This is a genomic window from bacterium (assembly GCA_020444065.1).
Classification (GTDB): domain Bacteria; phylum Sumerlaeota; class Sumerlaeia; order SLMS01; family JAHLLQ01; genus JAHLLQ01.
Map to the genome: position 1 here is coordinate 89,999 of JAHLLQ010000005.1, position 18,690 is coordinate 108,688.

Annotated in this window: 15 protein-coding genes; 12 read left to right on the forward strand and 3 right to left on the reverse strand. The window is 61.1% G+C overall.

Translation table 11 applies throughout. The features are described from left to right. Window positions 1-62 precede the first annotated feature (62 nt). On the forward strand, window positions 63-1,862 hold the full coding sequence (locus KQI84_13290; protein ID MCB2155850.1) for a glycogen-binding domain-containing protein: 1,800 nt from the start codon (window positions 63-65) through the stop codon (window positions 1,860-1,862). A 9-nt stretch (window positions 1,863-1,871) separates the two neighbouring features. Here KQI84_13290 and dnaJ read toward each other — a convergent pair whose 3' ends face one another. Next, window positions 1,872-3,023, reverse strand: a complete 1,152-nt coding sequence (gene dnaJ / locus KQI84_13295; GenBank protein ID MCB2155851.1) for a molecular chaperone DnaJ — start codon at window positions 3,021-3,023, stop codon at window positions 1,872-1,874. A gap of 131 nt (window positions 3,024-3,154) precedes the next feature. Continuing rightward, on the reverse strand, window positions 3,155-3,706 hold the full coding sequence (locus KQI84_13300; protein ID MCB2155852.1) for a hypothetical protein: 552 nt from the start codon (window positions 3,704-3,706) through the stop codon (window positions 3,155-3,157). 175 nt (window positions 3,707-3,881) lie between these two features. Here KQI84_13300 and KQI84_13305 point away from each other — a divergent pair, with 175 nt between their 5' ends. From KQI84_13305 to rbfA, 5 genes are all read left to right on the forward strand, one after another. Further along, window positions 3,882-4,670, forward strand: coding sequence for a 5'-nucleotidase C-terminal domain-containing protein (locus tag KQI84_13305; GenBank protein ID MCB2155853.1), 789 nt, complete (start codon window positions 3,882-3,884; stop codon window positions 4,668-4,670). Next, window positions 4,667-5,584, forward strand: a complete 918-nt coding sequence (locus KQI84_13310; GenBank protein MCB2155854.1) for a metallophosphoesterase — start codon at window positions 4,667-4,669, stop codon at window positions 5,582-5,584. Before KQI84_13305 ends, KQI84_13310 begins: the two co-directional genes overlap by 4 nt. A 157-nt stretch (window positions 5,585-5,741) precedes the next feature. After that, window positions 5,742-8,339, forward strand: a complete 2,598-nt coding sequence (locus tag KQI84_13315) for a GspE/PulE family protein (GenBank protein MCB2155855.1) — start codon at window positions 5,742-5,744, stop codon at window positions 8,337-8,339. A gap of 392 nt (window positions 8,340-8,731) precedes the next feature. After that, window positions 8,732-9,709, forward strand: coding sequence for a signal peptide peptidase SppA (gene sppA / locus KQI84_13320; GenBank protein ID MCB2155856.1), 978 nt, complete (start codon window positions 8,732-8,734; stop codon window positions 9,707-9,709). A gap of 104 nt (window positions 9,710-9,813) precedes the next feature. Further along, window positions 9,814-10,188, forward strand: a complete 375-nt coding sequence (gene rbfA, locus KQI84_13325; protein ID MCB2155857.1) for a 30S ribosome-binding factor RbfA — start codon at window positions 9,814-9,816, stop codon at window positions 10,186-10,188. A gap of 75 nt (window positions 10,189-10,263) precedes the next feature. Here the strand turns inward: rbfA and KQI84_13330 are convergent, their stop codons facing one another. Next, window positions 10,264-11,535 (reverse strand): efflux RND transporter periplasmic adaptor subunit, encoded by a 1,272-nt coding sequence (locus KQI84_13330; GenBank protein ID MCB2155858.1) that lies wholly within the window; start codon window positions 11,533-11,535, stop codon window positions 10,264-10,266. Window positions 11,536-11,701: 166 nt separating this feature from the next. Between KQI84_13330 and KQI84_13335 the strand changes: the two genes are divergently transcribed. The 6 genes from KQI84_13335 (at window position 11,702) to KQI84_13360 (ending at window position 18,658) form a co-directional block, all read left to right on the forward strand. Next, window positions 11,702-13,276, forward strand: coding sequence for a cytochrome c family protein (locus tag KQI84_13335; GenBank protein ID MCB2155859.1), 1,575 nt, complete (start codon window positions 11,702-11,704; stop codon window positions 13,274-13,276). Between the two features lie 87 nt (window positions 13,277-13,363). Then, entirely contained in the window at window positions 13,364-14,503 is a 1,140-nt protein-coding gene (locus tag KQI84_13340; GenBank protein MCB2155860.1) for a glycosyltransferase family 4 protein, read from the forward strand. 162 nt (window positions 14,504-14,665) lie between these two features. Beyond that, a complete protein-coding gene (locus KQI84_13345; protein MCB2155861.1) occupies window positions 14,666-15,478 on the forward strand; it encodes a hypothetical protein in 813 nt (270 codons plus the stop codon). 3 nt (window positions 15,479-15,481) lie between these two features. After that, entirely contained in the window at window positions 15,482-16,384 is a 903-nt protein-coding gene (locus KQI84_13350) for a hypothetical protein (protein ID MCB2155862.1), read from the forward strand. Between the two features lie 94 nt (window positions 16,385-16,478). Continuing rightward, window positions 16,479-18,383: a hypothetical protein gene (locus KQI84_13355; GenBank protein MCB2155863.1), complete on the forward strand. Its 1,905-nt coding sequence runs from the start codon at window positions 16,479-16,481 to the stop codon at window positions 18,381-18,383. Next, window positions 18,380-18,658, forward strand: coding sequence for a hypothetical protein (locus KQI84_13360; GenBank protein MCB2155864.1), 279 nt, complete (start codon window positions 18,380-18,382; stop codon window positions 18,656-18,658). Before KQI84_13355 ends, KQI84_13360 begins: the two co-directional genes overlap by 4 nt. The last annotated feature ends 32 nt before the right edge of the window (window positions 18,659-18,690 follow it).

An 18,690-nucleotide genomic window follows, 5' to 3' on the forward strand; every position in this document is an offset into this window, starting at 1 on the left:
GCATTGCAGACCGTATAACTCAAGGGTGTGGAATCACTTTCGAGGCATGGGGGATCCGAGGTATGATGGCAAAGCGGAGTTTCTTCACCATCCTGCTCGGGGTGGTTCTAGGCAGTTTTCTGACGGCTTGCGCGGGTTCTGTCGCCCATCGAGTAGTGATTCCGGATCCGGATGCGCGCTGGAAATCCGTGGAGATTGTGAGCACCGAAGTCTCTTCCCAAGGCGGCGCAAACCAGCTGCTGCGCACATCAGCCGGCGACTGGCAGGGGCGGCTTGTTCCCCAGCCCGGGGCCATGCGCGTGGACTATCGACTGCGTGCCGTTTCCGAAGATGGAACCAGCCTGTTCTTCCCCGATCCCAGCAACAGATTCTACACGATTACGCCCGATGGCGTCGTGCTCAGCGTCTGGCTGAACGATATTAACGATCTCGATGACTTCGAGTACTTCGCATACTTCCAGCCGACCGCGCATGATGTTTTTCTCAGCGGCAATTTCCTCAACTGGCACGACGACGCGTTGCGACTGCTCCCCATGGCCGATGGGCCCGCGGGTCTGTTCACCGCGTTCGTCGAACTGAAGCGCCCATTCTCCTACAAGATCATCGTCGACGATATCTGGGTTCTTGAGAACGCCAATCCGGATGCGCAGAAGATCATCCCGGATAATCTCGGAGGCGGGAACAACGCACGCGAAGTCGGCGATCCGCCAATGATGACCTTCCTGCGACGACAGTTACGTTTCCAGGACACGTTGCCGGAGTTCAGTGCAGCGACCGCGTACGCACACATCGATGTTCCGTACCCGCGGGCACCGCGCGATGGGGCCGATAAGGAACTGGAGCACTTCCTCGCGACCGGCAAGACGGACATGCCGAACCTGATTCGCGAGTACATGGATCTCTATAACGCGCCGATTCAACTCGTGCGCGAAGGCAAGCGGATGACGGTGACGGATCGCTTTCCATACACCTCGATGAGCGACCCCGCGCCCGACACGTTGGGATATTCGCAGACGGCGCGCGTCATGGCTGCGGGCGCGTTGATGCGGGCCACCGGCGGATACACCGTCAGCGCCGTTGAAGACATCACGGCGATCATGCGGATGGGCTATGTCCTGCAGCAGGAGAACTCGTCCATCCTGATGCATCTGATTGGAATCGAAGTCCGAGAGACGGCCGCGGAAGCCATGCGTGTGTTGCTTGAGAACAATGATGTCTCACCGGACGCACTTCAGGCCTATGTTGACGAGGTCTCTCTCTTGTCCCCGAAGAACGACGCACTCAGCGCCGCCCTCTTCAATGCGCTGGATGTGGCAGAGGGATCGCTGATCGAGACGGCGGAGAAGCCGGATTTCCATCCGGAGGCCATGGAGGAAGAGATGCGCGCCGCGGGTTTCACCGAAGCCGCCATCCGCGATTCCCTGGAGCCGGAGAATATCCGCTCGGACTTCGAGGGGTTGCGTGCGTTCTTCTCGCGCATCGATGCAATGGATGCACCGGAGCGCTATCAGGAAGGGACGGAACTGGCGGCTCAACTTGGGATGATGATCTCCGAACTGAATCCGATGATCCAGATTGCGATTCCTGATTTCCTCGGTGCCCAGGCTGCACAGGATACGGCGCGCACGCTCGAGCACATGAATGCAACGGCTGCATTGTTGAAGCTCGACGATCCGAAAGCTCTCAATCGCTTCAGCGATATCTTTACCGGAAAGCCGTTCGAATATTACCCGACGGCAGCGAAACCGTTCCGGCTGCGTTCTCCCGGGCCGGACTCGCGGATCGAGGAATCCGTTCAGGCGTATGATCGCAAGAAGGGTGTGTTCTCTTCAGGTGACTTGTACTTTGGTCGTCCGAGGTAGAGCGACGCCTTACCGCACGACGTCTTCGATTGTTGCGCGGATCTTTTCCAGCACCGACTTCTTCTTGTAGGGCGACAAGTCCTCATTGGACTCTTTCGCCAGTTGCTGAAAGAGTTCCTTCTGCTTGTCTGTCAGATGAGTGGGCGTCATGACGGCGACACGGCAGTACTGATCGCCGAAACCGCCGCTTCCGTCGGGCATGCCTTTCTTGCGCAGTCGGAAGACCTTGTGACTCTGGGTGCCGGGCGGGATCTGCAGTGTCTGTTCGCCGTGCAGCGACGGCGCTTTGACTTCAGAGCCGAGGGCCGCCTGGCTGAATGTGATCGGCAAGTCCAGGAAGATGTCGCGTCCTTCGCGGACGAAAACCTCGTGGTCCTTCACTTCGAAATTCACATAGAGATCGCCGCGCACCGCACCGGACTCGCCGGCCGAAGGCGGTTCGCCTTCGCCGCGCAGGCGCATCGACATTCCGCTGTCCACGCCCGGCGGGATCTCGAAATCCACATCGACCTTCTTGGGAGCAAGGCCCACGCCGCCGCAGTCGCCGCACGGCGACTCGATCATCTCGCCGGTGCCGCGACAGGCATCGCATGTCGTCTGTACACTGAAGAATCCGCGGGTCAGGCGTACCTGGCCGGCCCCGCCGCATCGGGCGCATCGCGACTTGCCGGTGCCCGGCTTGCATCCCGAGCCCTCGCAGGACTCGCACGGTTCGCGGCGTTCGAAGGTGATCTTAGCCGTCTTGCCGGAGAATGCCTCCTCCAGCGTCATCGGATAGCGAATCCGGATATCGCGACCGCGAGCCGGCCCGCGCCGCCCGCCGCCTCCGAATCCACCGCCAAAGAAGGCGCTGAAGAGGTCGCCGAAGATGTCCTGCATTTCGCCGGCGTGGTGGAAGTCGCTCCACTGGAATCCGCCGGGGCTGAACTGGGTTTTCACGCCCTCGTGCCCGAATCGATCGTAGCGCGACCGCTTCTCGGCGTCGCTGAGCACCTCGTAGGCTTCGGCGGCCTCTTTGAACTTCTCCTCGGCAGCTTCCGTGTCCGTTGGATTGCGGTCCGGGTGGTACTTCAAGGCCACCTTGCGATAGGCCTTCTTGACCTCCTCTGCCGTGGCAGTCTTGGCGATCCCGAGGACCTCGTAATAGTCACGCTTTGACATAGGGCGTCCCGCATTCCTTTCCGGTTCGGCACAGGTGTGTCGTCACGACTCATAAAGAGCCGTGCACCCATGCATCCGGCAAGGCGATGCAAGGCAGGTGCCCAAGGGGCCGGGGGAGTGGCGGCGGCGGCCTATTCTCCGCTGCTGTCGCCCTCTTCTTCCGACTTCTTTGGCGCATATTCGTGGATCTGGCCGTCGATCTGGTTCTTGACGTCGATGAAGGACACGGAATCCAGGGGCATGTCGGCGATCCGGTAGGTTTCCTGGGTCGCGGGATGGAAGAACTGAAGTTCCCCCGTTTCCGCCGGGCCGACGTAGGTCAGGACGCGATACTTCATCAGCAGGTGGGCAAGCAGGAAGAGCTGAGCTGTCAGTTCCTCGCTCTGGCGCGAGTAGAGCGCATTGAACAGGGCCCAGAGGGCCTCGTTGCGCTCGGCCTTGGCCAGCTTGCGCTGCTCGGCGGTCTGGCCCTCCTGGATTCGGCGCGTGACCCAGAAGGAGAAGTACTCCCGGTGCTCCATCTGCTGCCAACACTCGACGCAGAAGTCCTGGCGGATCGCCTCTTCCTTCTCGGAGAGCTTCAGGATCGAAGGATGCCGGCGGATGTCCGTCAGGAGGCGGCCGCACAGCAGGCATTCGCGTTCGGGGCGCTTGAATTGCAGGTAAGATTCAGTCAGGGGCATAGGTCGTTGTCGCATCCGATTCAACTGCGTCGCTACTTGATGTCCGCGGGCCGGATTCTGTCAAGCCCGCCGCTCGGGAATTGTTTTTCCTTGTCCGGGCCCAGTCTGGTCCGCACACTGTTCCGCTTGATCGGCCAAAGGCACTCGGCCGGTCCTATCAGTAAGGAGAATCGCCGTGCAAAGATCGATTTCGCGCTTCCTGGCTGCCTGGCTGATTGCTTTCGCCGGACTTGTCGCCTCTTGCGCCTCTCCCCAGCAGGAGATGAAGAGCACGCACAACCTGGCTGTCGACCCGGCAGCGCAGCCTGAGGACGAAGACCTTGCCCTCATGCTCGAGCCATACGCCGAGGAAGTCGCTGTCCTGAAGGCACCCATCGGTCGAAGCGCCGTCGCGATGCCGCAGCCGGAAGCGGAGGCGCCCCTCGCCAGTTGGATGGCAGACGTCTCGCGCGAGCAGGCCTCCGAGGCCTTTGGTCGCCCGATCGACGCAGTGTTTCTGAACTGCGGCGGTATCCGCGCAGGCATTCCCAAGGGCGACGTCTCTCTCTTCACCTTCATGCAGGCAATGCCCTTTGAGAACGAAATCGTCGTGTTCGAGCTGTCCGCGGATCAGACCGAGCGCCTCGCGAAGAAGCTGGCCTCGGCGTGGGGGTATTTCCCGATTTCGGGCATGACGATCGAGGCCGATGCGGAAGGCAAACTGTTGCAGGTTCTCGTTGGTGGCGAGCCGCTCGATCCGGAGCGTACCTACACCGTCGGAACAAGCAACTACATCGCGGGTGGTGGCGACGGCATGAAGATGCTGCAGGACTTCGGTGAGATAGTGGCGACCGGCGTTCTGGTCCGAGAGGCGCTGATCGAGCACGCCCGCCGAAAGGCCGCGGCAGGGGAGCCCATTTCCCCACCCGAGGACCCGTACCGCTATCGCTATGGCGGAAAGACCATGGAGGAGATGCACAAATGAGACGCCGAGATTTCCTCAAGGCAGCAGGCGGTGCGGTTGGGCTCCTGGCACTTGGATCTCCGGGGATGCTGATGGCCAAGCCGGCGTCGGCGCTGCGGCTGACGCTTGTCCACACCAACGACGTGCACTCCCACCTGGAGCCGAAATCCGAGGGCGAATACGCCGGGCTGGGCGGAGCTCCGGCGCGGTCTGCGATGATCGATCGATTTCGGGCGGAAAACGACCACGTGCTGTTGCTGGATGCCGGCGACACGATCCAGGGAACCCCGTACTTCAACCTCTTCCAGGGTGAGCCGGAAATGCGCGCCATGAGTGCCCAGGGCTATGTCGCCTCAACCATTGGCAATCATGAGTTCGACCCCGGCATGGAGCGCCTGGCCGAGATCATCGACAAGTATGCCGACTTTCCGTTCCTGAACGCGAACTACGACTTCACAAATACTCCCATGCAGGGCAAGACTCGCGAGTCCATCCTCCTGGAGCGCGACGGACTGGTGATTGGCCTGTTCGGGCTTGGCATCAAGCTGGAGGGCCTCGTCTCAACCAACCTTTACGGAGAGACCCGCTACCTCGATCCGATCGAGGAAGCCCGTCGTGTAGCCAGGCGACTGCGCCTGGAGGAGGGCGCGGACTTCGTCATTTGCCTGTCGCATATCAACATCGGTCGGCGGAAACCTCACGCGGACGAGGAACCGGGCGATCGACAACTGATCCAGGCTGTGCCGGAGATCGATGTCGTTCTCGGCGGGCACAATCACGTGTTGCTGAGAGAGCCCGAGCGCTACGAGCGCGCCTCGGGGCCCGGGTTCGTGAACCAGGTCGGCTGGGCGGGCACGCATCTGGGCGTACTGCAGTTCGACATCTTCGATCGTCAGAAGATCGAATTGGCAAGTGCCGGTCCGGCCGCTGTGTGAGTTAGCTGCCAGTATCGCCATGTGTATATTTCTGCGACATCCGTTTTTCCGGGCTTGCAACTGTCCGGGCACTTCGGGTTGGCTTTTTGTGAGCCTTGATGGTTCGGGACGTCGTGGGGAGATTGACTGAGTCCCGTTCCCCCGAGTGGAGTTCAGAATGAGACGTATCGATTGGCGGAGCGCTGCGCCCCTGCTACTGCTTGCGGTGTTGCTCCCGTTCGTCGTGTCGGCTGACCGAATTGTCCTCAAGAACGGCAACGTTCTGGAGGGCAAGATCATCTCGATGGACGGCGCCGAAGTCGTCATCGAGACTGGTGGACTGCGGCAGACGATCTTCACCGATCAAATTTCGGAAGTGACCCGCGAGGCCGATGAGGACATCGGCCCGGGCGAGCACTATGCCACCGAGGCGCGCCAGATCCTTGAGGCGGGCGATCCATATGGCGCCTGGCAGAAGCTCGTCGAGATGGTCAAGGCCGAGCCTGCAGCTTGGAGCCGCAACGCAATTCTTGTCCGACGCGTCGAGAAAGGGCTCTTCGACGCGACAGCTACCGCTCTGGACCGCAATCGCTATCAGCAGGCGTTGATGTTCCTGGATGCGCTTGGGGGAGACGCGACCGGGAAACTGTGGGAATCCACAACGACGGCGCCCGTGGAAACCCGTCGGGAGCAGCTCCGTAAGTACTACGGACTGGCGTACTATCGGCTCGGTAAAGAGAACCGCACGAACAACAATCGCGTGGATGCCCAGAGGTTCCTGCGCCAGGCACTGCAGTTTCTTCAGCCAGGCGATCCCGCCTACGCGGACGCGCAATACCAGTACGGCTCGACGCTGAAAGACGAGGCTGCCGAGGTCTATCGCGCCGGCCAGGTCGAGCGATCCCGTGAAATCGTCGAAGAGGCTATGCGAGCCTTCGGCGAGGCGCGCTCGAATGCCGTTGGAGACATGGCGCTTGTGCAGTCCGCCAGCGAGGAACTGGAGCGCCTGCGCGACAACGTCCTGCCGCAACTCCAACGCGCGTTGATGACGCCGACCCCGACGCCGGTGCCGACCGCCACCCCGGTGACGCCTACGCCAACCCCGACACCAGAGCCAAAGTTCGTCGAGTCAATCCTCGGCACACAGGCGCGGGAGAAGATGCGCCTGGCGCTGAACAAGGTCCTTCCTCAGTCCATGGATTCGGGCAAAGCGCTCGACTGGATTGTGATCGCGGTTCTGTTCATCATCGGTTTCTGGATTGTACCCGGCGTGATCCTGCGATTCCCGGCCAAGAAGGGCGGATTCTACGCGGAGAAGTGGAAGAAGCGCGTTCTCTTCATGGGGCCGTTTGCTCTGATTGCTTGCCTCCTCGACAAGATGCTCCATCGGCCGCGTGCCCGAAAGGGCGCCGACAAGCCCTGTCCCGGCTGCGGATTCGACTTGGCCGACATCTACGCGTACGAGGATCTCGATTTCACGCGCTGTCCGAACTGCCGGACCGAGGTCGAGCCCATTCACTCGCTGGTTGAGTACATCACACGGATTTCCAACTCGCTGCTCATCGATGCCAAGCAGGTCGAGCGCGGCGCGCAGATGATGACGTCGCTTGTCGAGAAAGAGACAATGCAGCGCCTGATCCGCGCCGTTCTGACGCTCGGCGTTCGGCGGCGCTCCAGCGACCTGCACATCGAGCCCAGCTCCAAGGGCGTTCCGATTCGCCAGCGCGTCGACGGTATCATGACCGAGATGGTCATCCTGCCGGGCGAACTGGCCCCCGCGATCGTCTCTGCCCTGAAGATCATGGGCGAGATGGACATCACCGAGAAGCGTCGTCCGCAGGATGGCGGATTCAACATCTGGATCGATGGCAACGAGATCGATATCCGCCTGACGAGCATCCCGGCCAGCGGCTACGAGCGCATGTCGCTCCGAATGCTGGATCGTCGCACCATCGAGATGGGCCCGAAGAAGCTCGGCATGGTTGCCGGCGTACGCCGCATGTTCGAGCAGGCGATCCACGAGCCGCACGGCCTGATTCTCGTCACCGGTCCGACCGGTTCCGGCAAGAGCACGACCTTGTACGTCGCTCTCCAGGAGCTACTGACCGGCGACAAGAACATCGTCTCGATCGAGGATCCGATCGAATTCCGCCTCGACGGCGTGAACCAGATCCAGGTCAACACGGCCGTGGGCCTGACTTTCGCCAGCGGCTTGCGCTCCATCCTGCGGCAGGATCCGGACGTGGTGATGATTGGCGAGATCCGCGATCGCGAGACCGCCGAGATCGCCGTCAGTGCCGCCAACACCGGCCACCTCGTGCTGTCGACGCTGCACACGATCGATACGGCGACCTGCGTCTCGCGCCTGGTCGAGTTGGGCGTGAATCCGCGCCAGTTCGCCGAGGCCTTGAACGTCATCATGGCGCAGCGCCTGATCCGGATGATCTGTCCCGATTGTCGTCTGCCTGCAACGCCTGAGGATGCCGTTGTGACCGAACTCAACATCCCGCACGCCGAACTGGAGGAATATGGCTTCCAGGAAGGCAAGGGTTGTGCGACCTGCAGCAAAACCGGATTCTTTGGCCGCACGGGCATCTTCGAGATGATGGTGATGAACGAAGCGCTGAAGACGGCCTTCGAGACTCGTTCGCTGACGACCGGCGAGGTTCGCGAGATCGCCATTGTCAACGGCATGAAGACGCTCCGCCACGAGGCACTGAGCCTGCTGAAACAGGGCTTGACCACCGCCGACGAAGTCCTCCGCGTGACGAAGTAGTCCGCTCGCATCTCACAGACTCTCACCCTTTACGGCTTGTTCTGGACCGGCTCTTGCATTTACGGTGCCTCGCAGGCTGGCGAGCGCGCTCGTTAGCCCGCCAATACGCAGGATTGGAGTGGTCGATTCTCATGTCCGACTCACCGTACGGAGGCCAGGAGCCTCGTCCGCAGGGGCAACCCCCGCAGCAAAATCCCAACGCGCAAGGGAGTCCCGCTCCCGGGCCGCCTCCCGGTGCGCAGCCGCCTCCGTATTATCAGCAAGCGCGGCCTCAGGGCCCACCGCAGGGGCAACCCATGGGTCCTCGGCCACCATGGCAGGGCGGCCCGCCTCCTGGATGGCAGGGTGGCGGTCCGGGCGGTCAACCGCCGTGGAACGCACCTCGCCGGCCCATGAAGCGCAGCCCGATTCCGCTGATCATCGGCCTGGTCGTGCTGCTGTTTGTCGTCTTCGGCGGCGTGCTGGCGGTGGCGGTCGGCCTGACCAGCAGCACCAGCGGCGGTTCCTCGGGCTTTGGCTTCGGGGATAAGATTGGCATCCTGGACGTCGAAGGTGTGCTGGGCGCGGGGCCGCAGTATGGGGCCGACACAGAGAAACTGAAAGAGATCGTCTTGCGTTGGGCCGAGGATGATTCGGTGCGCGGCATGGTCCTTCGCATCAACAGCCCCGGCGGCGGGGTTGCGGCGACGCAGGAGCTCTTCGACGCGATCGACGTGTTCCGCCTGGACTATGGAAAGCCGGTCTACGCCAGCATGGGCGACGTCGCTGCGAGCGGCGGGTTCTACGTTGCGATGGGCGCGGATCGCGTCTACGCCAACCCCGGCACGTTGACGGGCAGCATCGGCGTCATCATGAGCTTCTACAAATACCAGGACCTTGCCAACAAGGTTGGCCTCGAGCAGCGAGTTGTGAAGAGCGGCCAGTTCAAGGACATGGGCTCCGGAATGCGCGACATGACCGACGCCGAGCGGGACCTGCTCAACGACATGATCCAGAACGTGTACGAGCAATTCTACGGTGAAGTCTTCCACGCGCGGTCGCCTGTTGTGCGCGAGATGCTCGCAACCCAGCGCGGCGTGAAGCCCGTTGAAATCAGCGACGACGAGGTGGACGAGTTCCTGCGCGGCAAGTGCGACGGACGGATCTTCACGGGCGACCAGGCACTCGAGTACGGCATGATCGACGCCACGGGAACGCTGGATGTCGTTCTGTCGGACATCAAGAGCGATCTGAGCATGAAGGACGATGCCCGTGAAGTTCGCGAGCCGGTCAAGCCGGTCGGCCTTTTCGGCACGATCAAGTCGCAGGTTCATTCGCTGGAGCAAATGGCTCCTGGAACGCCGAAGCTGGAGTTCCGCTTCACAATGTAAGGCCTGAAAAGGGGTGACGCCGAACAGTGGGCGCACCTAGGATTTACTTGAAAGCCGCGGGGCACGCCCGCGGCTTTCCCATCAATGCAACGCGGGGGTGGACTATGGTCTCTCATCGAATGGAACGCATCGAAGAAGCGATCGGACAGAGCATTTCGGAAATCGTCCTGCAGGAACTGCGCGATCCCCGCATCCCCATGATCTTCACCGTGACCAGCGTCAAGGTGACCAAGGATCTGGCCGAGGCGCGGATCTACTTTAGCCAACTGCCGGACAGTGACGATGCCATCGACGCGACGCTGGACGCGCTCGAGCACGCTTCCGGACACATCCGCGCGATGCTCGGGCACCGGATTCGCCTGAAGACCACCCCCAAGGTGATGTTCTTCTTCGATCCGGGCCGCCAGCACGCCCAGCGCATCGACACGATCCTGAATGAACTGAAAGCCGCCGAACACGAGAAGGCGTCCGGGGAGTAGAGGAGAGCATCGCTCTCCTCAATCCCTGCGGGACGATTGCGCCCCGCGATGGTTCAACTTGTCTGATTGGATGGCTCAGTCGTCCGCCGGTTCGTTGACGTCGACGGCGTTAATGGGGGCGGCGTCCTGCAGCACTTCGAATCCGCGAATGATCACGCGGTCGCCGCTCTTGATGCCAAAGGTCACTTCGATGTCGTCCTTGCCTTCCAGTCCCAGCTCGACCGGGACCATCTTGGCGACCTCGTAATCGGTATCCGGCATCTGGTCGACGACGAAAACGACATCGGTATTGTTGCGGCGCGTGACGACAGACTTCGGCAGCACGATCGTGTCGCGGCGGCGTTCGGTTACAACGTCGGCCTTGCCGAACATTCCGGGCTTCAGCAGCCAGTCCGGGTTGTCCAGTCGCACGTCCACTTGGAATGCCCGCGACTCGGGATCGACGCTGTTTGAAATCTGCGCAACCTCACCGGTGCGCTCCATATCGTCGCGGGCGTAGATCGTAACGTCCGCTTCCTGCCCAGGGCCGATCCGTCCGACATCTTTGCTGGTGACGTCGCAGCGCATGTAGACTTCTGAGATGTCAACCACGCCGCAGACTTCGAAGTTCGCCGCAACCTGACGGCCGTCGTAGTCGGTAACGTTCTCCTCGCCGAAGCCCCGCGTGAACTTACCCTGACCCTGGATCGTTGCCCGTGAGACGATCAGGCCTTCGTAGGGTGCGCGGATCTCAAGGCGATCCATGCGGCGCTCGGTCTGCGTGACGCGACTCTTGGCCTTCAGCAGGTTGATCTGATTCTGGCGCTGGCTGTTGACGGCGCGTTCCAATTCCAGGCGAACGGCGTCGACGTCCTTCTGTGCCGCGATGCCGCGCGCATACAGATCCTGCAGGGTGCGGTATTCACGCAGGCGCGCATCGAGAGCCTTTTGGCCGATATCCAGCGTCTCCTGCTGAATGGCGACGTCGGCCTTATTGACCGACAATTCGGTTTGAAGAGTCTCGCTCTCGAGCGTTGCGATGACGTCGTCCTGATTGACGTGGTCGCCCTCAATCCACTCCTTCGAGAAATGCAGAATGCCGGCTTCCTCGGTCCGCAGCACCTGGCTGCGGGTCGGCAGGATCACGCCGGTGGTCGAAACCGTGGATCGAATCTCCCCGCGCTCGGCGATATCGACCAGCACGGGCGCCAGGAAGACCTTTTCCTTCTTAACGTTCTGGGCTTGCTCCCCACCCGGCTTGCCGGCGCCCCCGTTGCCGCCCCCATCGCGATTGGGAGGCCGACAGGCCGTCAGGGCCATCAGCACCGAGAGTGCGAGAACTGTCGAAATCGCAACGTGACGCTTCATTGAGTTTTTCCGCATTGGAACTGGGGAGCATTGCCGCTCCGGCATATCCTACGGGCCGCCAGGGAAAACCTTCACGGGATTCCCGGACCATCTCCGCTCAAATCCCCTTGCCCACGCACCGCAAAAACCGATAAAGAAGACACATATTATCGGAATAGGGGAATTTATGAATTCCAAACCCACCCTACTCATCATGTTTTTGCTTCTCGCAACCCTCTCTTTCGGTGTGGAGGAGAGCAAGATCTTCCTGCCCGGCAGCCAGCCCGGCGAGAACGACATCGAATTCGCCAAGGTTGCCCAGTGCCAGATGTGCCATTCGGGAACCCCGAACGGCGAAGCGGACCCCTATTTCTCGTGGTCCGGCGGCATGATGGCCCAGGCGGCGCGGGATCCGATCTTCCGTGCCACGGTCGCCATCGCGAACCAGGACATCCCCGATGTCGGTGAGTTCTGCTTCCGCTGCCACACGCCGCGGGCATGGCTGGAGGGGCGCTCCCTGCCAGCAGACGGCTCGGCTCTCCTCGAAGAGGACATGCACGGCGTGAGTTGCGATGTCTGCCATCGATTCGTCGATCCCATGAGTGAAGAGGCCAAGGGGTTGGCAAGCAGCATCCCGCCGGGCTATGGCAACGCGATGATGGTGGCCGATCCCGCGAATGTCGTGCGGGGGCCTTACGGCGATGCCCAGGGCGCTATGCCTCACAAGGCGCTAAAAAGCGATTTCCACGCATCCTCGGATCTTTGCGGTCTTTGCCACAATGTCTCGAATCCCGTGTTTGCCGAGGATGTCAGGACACAGCCACCGTATGCCTTTGGTCACGTTGAGCGGACCTTCAGCGAGTGGAGCCTGAGTGCCTTTCCCGAGAAGGGGCAAGACGGCACTTGCCAATCGTGCCACTATCCCGAGGTCGAGGGCGGCGGGCAGGCATCGCGCTACGGCAGCCCGCATCGGGATCACTTCGTGATGCACGGCCCTGTGGGCAGTTCCGCCTGGATCCAGGAAGTGACTTACGAACTGTGGGGCGGCAAGAACATGGAGAAGAAGGCGCTGGACGCTGCCGTCGAGCGCGCCCGCAAGCTCCTTCGCACGGCGGCCGACCTGGAAGTGAAAGCCCCCGTGGACAATCAGGTCGTCATCCGGATCACCAACAAGACGGGCCACAAGTTGCCGACCGGCTATCCGGAGGGCCGCCGAATGTGGCTGAACGTGCGTTTCCTCGGCACGGGCGGGAATGTGATCGAGGAGTTCGGCCGGTTCGGCGAGACGACGGCGATGCTCAATGGGGAAGAAGTCACCGTCGAGACATTACTCGATGCGGATGTGATCAAGGTCTACGAATGCCTGCCGGGCATCAGCGAAGAGACCGCCGCGAAGTTCGGCATCGAGCCGGGCAAGTCGTTCCACTTCGTCCTGAACGATATGATTGCAAAGGACAACCGGATCCCGCCGGAGGGGTTCAATAATGTCGAGTTTGCCAAGCACCTGGCCGCGCCGGTGGGAGCATCGTACGCCGATGGCCAGAATTGGGACGAGCAGACCTTCGATGTTCCCGTCGGCACCGCGAAAATCGAAGCCACGCTGCACAGCCAGTCGATGTCGTGGGAGTACTTGAAGTTCCTGGTCGAGGAGAACAAGACGGACGATTGGAGCAAGCGGCTCTATAAGACCTGGCAACTGACTGACCGCTGCCCGCCGGAAACCATTGCGACGGCGACCCTGGATGTGGCGAATGGAGGATAGTATCGCAGTTCGCTCGTGCTCATCGCAGCGGTGCTCGTAGTCGGTATCGAGTTCGCACAGCAGCACGACGCGTGAAAGAAGCACCCGGTGCAGCCACTCACCATACTTCATGTGACCAGTCACGCCGGCGTGTTCCGGGGCGGTGCGGTGCAAGCGTGTCGCATAGCGAACGCGCAGGCCGAACGCGGCCATCGAGTGACAGTCGTTCCGAACACCTCCGCAGAACCATCGCGCGAGAAACTGGCGAAGGCGCTGGCAACCTGGAGCGAGGCGCTTGATTCGCGCGTGCAAGTGATTCCGCTGCCGCTGCGCGCATTGCGCGGCCGCATCGGCCTGCCGTGGATCATTCGGCGCATGAAGCCGGACGTCGTTCACGCTCATCGAGATCCGGCGTTGATCGCTGTCAGCAAATCCGCCCGTCGAAATCCCCGATTCGTCTTTGTCGGCCAGCGCGGTACCACCAAGGTGCCGCCGGCGCGGGCCCAGGCGATCTTCGCGTCCGAGCGCCTCGACGGCGTGTCCGCCGTCGCCGATGCTGTGCGGGACGTGCTGCTTCACAAGACCGGTATTCGTCCTCCGGAGAAGATCCGCACCATCTACGGCAGCGTTGATCTGGAACACTTCACGGCCGGTTCGCGCGATGAAGAACGTCGCCACAAGCTCGGCTATGGCCCGGAGCACTTCGTCATCGGCAGTCTGTCTTCCTGGCGGAAGCAGAAGGGCTTCGACACGCTCATTGCAGCCGCGACACAGGCCATCGCCAAGAACGATCGCCTGAGACTGCTGTTCCTCGGCACCGGCGTCGAAGAGCACGTTGCTTCCAGCGCACACGAGGCCGGCATCGGGAACTACTGCCGCTTCCTGGGCCACCAAACGAATGTCGTGGAGTGGCTTCGCGTGATGGACGTTTCGATTGTGTGCGCACGTTCAAAGGAGGGCCTGTCGGGCGTGCTGCGCGAATCGCTGGCGTGCCAGGTGCCCGTGATCTCGACCGATTCCGACGGCAATCCGGAGATTGTTCGTGACAAGGAGACGGGACTGCTCGTGCCCACGGACGACGTGGATGCATTGGCGGAGGCTTTGTTGTGGGCCGCGGCCCATCCCGCCGAAATGCACCAGTTCGCCGAGGCCGGCCGCCAGTGGGTGCATGATCACTGCTCGTCGACGGTCCAGGCCGAAAGACTGGAAGCATTCTATCGCGAGCTGATCGAGAAGCGGCGTCGGTAGGGGAGAAGGCGGCAAGATTCACGAGATCGCCAGGATGAAGTTCTCCTGTTAGTAGATCGCTTGCTTTCCCACAAAACACTCTTCGCTTGTTCTTTTCTCTCGCATCATCCGCGTGCGTCGTGGTGTGGTCTGCGCCGTGAATCTGACCGGTGAAGGAAAGCCATGCCTCTGAAACCCGAACAACTGCTCGATCCGATCCCGGAGACGCGAGACTTCTTCCGCAAACGCCTGCGCCGCGCGCCGATTGACTTCGAGTCCTTCGCGACGCCGCTACGTCTTTGCACTCTCGAAGGCTGTCGCGGGATGTGCTGCTACGATGGCGTCTGTCTGGACGACGACGAGGAGCATTACCTGACCGCAATCGTCAACGCGCACCCGCTGCACTTCGAACCGCTCGGTATCACGATCGAGAACGCGTTCGAAGATGCCGTGTTCATCGATACGGACACGCGCAAGACCGCATCCGCGCCTTGCGAGTACCCCGAGCACGTCGGCTTTCCGAAGCACTTCGAGAACACGAGGTGCATCTTCCGTCACCCGGACGGGCGCTGCAGCCTGCAGGGGCTGGCCATGGAACACGGCGAGCATCCGTGGGCCTACAAGCCGCTGAGTTGCTGGCTGCATCCGATCTCGTTGGAGCGCAACGATCGCACGATCCTGTGGCTGCCGACGATGGGCAAGGATCCGCTGAGAGACGAGGATTTCCCTGGCTATGCGCCGTTCACGCAATGCGGCGAGTACTGCGAGGGAGGGCGTCCGGCGTATGAAGTTCTGCGCCAGGAGATTGAGACGCTCGGCGCCGTTGTTGGCCGCGATTTCTACGGTGAGATCAAAGAGGCGCTAAAGGATTTCCCGACGCCTCCTCCGCCCGTCGTTGAGGAGTTCAAGCCAAAGAAGGAAGAGAAGGCGGAGAAGAAGATCGAGAAGAAGAAGGACAAAAAGAAAGACAAGAAGAAGAAAAAGAAGAAGAAGTAAGGAATGTCCGCAACTCCCGCTCCGTTGATCGTTACCATCGGCAACACCGTTTGGGATGCGATCGAGGTCGTTGATCGTTTCCCCGCTCCGAATACGCAGGCGCGCGTCCATGAACGCTTCGAAGGCGCCGGTGGCCAGGCCGCGAACGCTATCGTGGCCCTGGCGCGGTGGGGGATGCGCACGCGCCTTGTCGGACGAGTGGGCGACGATTATCCAGGGCGACTTCTGCGCGAGGACCTCGCCAACGAAGGTGTTGACATTACTCATCTCGCGACGGCCGCGGGCGTTCCCAGCCGGCATGCGACAATCGTGGCATGCCGCGAGACACACACTCGCACGATTTTCTGCACAAAGCCCGAAGGTCTTGAGCTCTCCGCACAGCAAGCGCCCCTCGAAGCACTCGATGGAGCGGCGCTGCTGCACATTGACGGCTATCACGAAGATGCCTGCCTGGAGTTCGCCCGTGAAGCCAATCGCCGCGGTATTCCGGTCATGTACGACGCACACAATGTGCGCCCGGTCACAGGAACGCTGATGGAGCTGACCGATTACCTGATCACATCAGAGGAGTTCGCGACGAACTGGTGCGGCAGCGCCACGGCGAAGGATGTGCCGTCGCTTCACAACGGCCGTGCCTTGACAGCCATCACGTTCGGACCGAACGGCGTGCATGCGGTGGACAATGACCGCACCTATTTCCAGCCGGCCTTTTCCATCGACGTGATCGATTCCACCGGCGCCGGCGACACATTTCACGCGGCGATGGACTATGCCATCGTGCATGGCTGGGAGATGGAACGCGCGCTGCGCTTTGCCGCCGCTGCGGGGGCCTTGGCCTGCACCGGGCTTGGTGCTCGGGGCGGGATCGCGCCCGTCGAAAGCATCCTGGAACTGGCCGCTCGCTGAATCTGCGTCCCCCAAATCGTCTTGCCTCTGTTCCCCGATCTGATAGGGTGTAAAGCAAGTCCGAAATGCATTCATTCCGGGAGGAGAGGTCCCCATGTTTGTCACCCCATCGCGGGCCGAGCGACGCGTGCGCTCAGTCCTGCTCTTGTGTTTGCTGATCTCGCTTGTCTCATTTGTCGCCGCAGCGCCCTTCACATACCAGGGATACTTGAAGGACGGAACATCGCCGGCCAATGGCGACTACGATCTCTCGTTCACACCGTTTGATGCAGAAACAGAAGGCACGGCGACGGCCTCCTCGGTCTTCGTGAGCGCGGTCCCCGTTACGAACGGTGTCTTCACGGTCTCCATCGATTTCCCCCGTTCGACCTGGGAAGGTGCCGCGCCATGGCTGGAGGTTTCCGTGCGTGCGACTTCGGTCGGTGGAGCCTTTACTACGCTGTCTCCACGTCAGCAATTGCTGGCCGCCCCGATCGCCGATTTGTCGAGGGACTCGTTGGCCCTCGATGGCATGGCGTCGTCGGAATTCGCTTCGACCATCCATTTACACACCGTGGGTGACATCTCCAACATGCCGTACATCTCGGAGTCGCCATTCGCGTATGCCATTCCTCAAGGCGGAGATGATGCGAAACTGGATCCCGGTTGGATCCCGAATGCAAATCAAGTGGTTGCCGACTTCACATCGGGAGACGTCGTCTTCAATAATGCGCCCGTTGGCTTGCTATCGGACAAGGTCGTGCACCAGGTTCTCGAGTACCATATCCTCCACACTGCGGCATCCCCCCCTGCTATCGATACCGCGATCGCGGCGCTCGACAGTCGACACGCGTTGCTGGCATATCGCGACGACAACGACAACTTCATCGGGAAAGTCGCATACGTCACGATTGATAACGAGGGGATAACGATCGGGGAGCCTGTTGCATTCACTACAGAGACTGCGACGAATCTGCGTATGGCTGTTCTTGATAATTCACGGTTCGTCATCAGCTACACCGATGCCGGTTCGTCGTCATCAGGGTCTGTGGTTGGCGGTAGCGCCTTCGGGGGAGTGATTGAATTTGGACTCAACGTCGAATTTGATCCCGAGGTCGTTACGGACCATGGTATCTTCTCGGTCGGGGGTAATGAGTTCTGTATTCCATTTCGAAACGCATTAAATGGTTTCGGCGAACTCATCATAGGGACGCTGGATGAATCGAGTCTTGCGATCACGTTGGGGACAAAAAACACATACAATTCACCCTCCATCACGGCGTGGGCATCGGCGACAATGCTGACCCCGACGCGTCTTGTGATCGTCTATTCAGAGAACAGCAATATCGGGGTCCATATGATGAATCTCGATCGCGACAATCTGGCGGCATACCCTCAGATATACATGAATCTGGGCGACATCCCGGTAAGCGCCACGTGGGTTAAACCTCGGAGCTCCGATGAGTTCGTCCTTGTGGCAAGAACTACCGATGCGACACCGAAGACGCGCATTTACCTCATCCAGACTAACAATTCTGCATTCACCACCTTGAATTTCAGCGACAAGAGTTGGAACACATTCGGATTCGATTTGGATCCCAGTGGTGAAATGTTCTTCGCACTCTACTCCGGTGAGCAGCAAATCTTCGATGTTGCCAAGTACGTCGGATCTGAATTCGCCGTCGGCTATGGGACCGTGGGAACGCCGACAAGCAGCTTCCTGGGGAGGGCAGTGGCGATGGGTCGATATGGAATGATCGCAGTAGACTACAACGATAGCGCCTCGACGATCAAGTGGGGGTTACGTCCCACTCCACTGGGTGTCGCCAGTAACTCTGCGAATGCGGCAGGCATGCCAGTCTCCGTCGTTGTGCAGGGCATTGCCAGCGGTCTCAGCGGCTTGGTCCCGGGCGAGACATACTACGTCACCGCTAGCGGTGCGCGCACCCCCGAGCGCTCCGTCAGCCGGCTTGGGACGGCGCTATCCAGCACCCAGCTCCTGATGGAGGTCGAGCGATGAAACGTCGCGTCGCAATCATGATAGCCGTTCTCCTGCTCGGCGCGTGGGCGGCCGCCTCGCATTCCCGCGCGGGCGAGAGCGAAACGCATTTCGCGATTGCCAATGGCGGAGTGTCCACCAGCGCCGGGGGAGACTTCTCCCTTGGCGGGACTGCGGGGCAGCTGATTGCCGGCCCCGCAATGACCGGCGGCGACTTCTCGCAGTCCGGTGGCTTCTGGCACCCGGTGGCAGGAGGTCTCCCGCACGGCTCTCGGACCGGGTGGATGATGCGCTAGGCAATTTGCTTCCAGAGTGATTGCGCTTCCGA

Excerpts from the sequence above, each read along its gene's own strand:
- KQI84_13290 (MCB2155850.1), top strand. The coding sequence starts at position 63 with ATGATGGCAAAGCGGAGTTTCTTCACCATCCTGCTCGGGGTGGTTCTA.
- dnaJ (MCB2155851.1), bottom strand. The coding sequence starts at position 3,023 with ATGTCAAAGCGTGACTATTACGAGGTCCTCGGGATCGCCAAGACTGCC.
- KQI84_13300 (MCB2155852.1), bottom strand. The coding sequence starts at position 3,706 with ATGCCCCTGACTGAATCTTACCTGCAATTCAAGCGCCCCGAACGCGAA.
- KQI84_13310 (MCB2155854.1), top strand. The coding sequence starts at position 4,667 with ATGAGACGCCGAGATTTCCTCAAGGCAGCAGGCGGTGCGGTTGGGCTC.
- KQI84_13315 (MCB2155855.1), top strand. The coding sequence starts at position 5,742 with ATGAGACGTATCGATTGGCGGAGCGCTGCGCCCCTGCTACTGCTTGCG.
- sppA (MCB2155856.1), top strand. The coding sequence starts at position 8,732 with ATGAAGCGCAGCCCGATTCCGCTGATCATCGGCCTGGTCGTGCTGCTG.
- rbfA (MCB2155857.1), top strand. The coding sequence starts at position 9,814 with ATGGTCTCTCATCGAATGGAACGCATCGAAGAAGCGATCGGACAGAGC.
- KQI84_13330 (MCB2155858.1), bottom strand. The coding sequence starts at position 11,535 with ATGAAGCGTCACGTTGCGATTTCGACAGTTCTCGCACTCTCGGTGCTG.
- KQI84_13335 (MCB2155859.1), top strand. The coding sequence starts at position 11,702 with ATGAATTCCAAACCCACCCTACTCATCATGTTTTTGCTTCTCGCAACC.
- KQI84_13345 (MCB2155861.1), top strand. The coding sequence starts at position 14,666 with ATGCCTCTGAAACCCGAACAACTGCTCGATCCGATCCCGGAGACGCGA.
- KQI84_13350 (MCB2155862.1), top strand. The coding sequence starts at position 15,482 with ATGTCCGCAACTCCCGCTCCGTTGATCGTTACCATCGGCAACACCGTT.
- KQI84_13355 (MCB2155863.1), top strand. The coding sequence starts at position 16,479 with ATGTTTGTCACCCCATCGCGGGCCGAGCGACGCGTGCGCTCAGTCCTG.
- KQI84_13360 (MCB2155864.1), top strand. The coding sequence starts at position 18,380 with ATGAAACGTCGCGTCGCAATCATGATAGCCGTTCTCCTGCTCGGCGCG.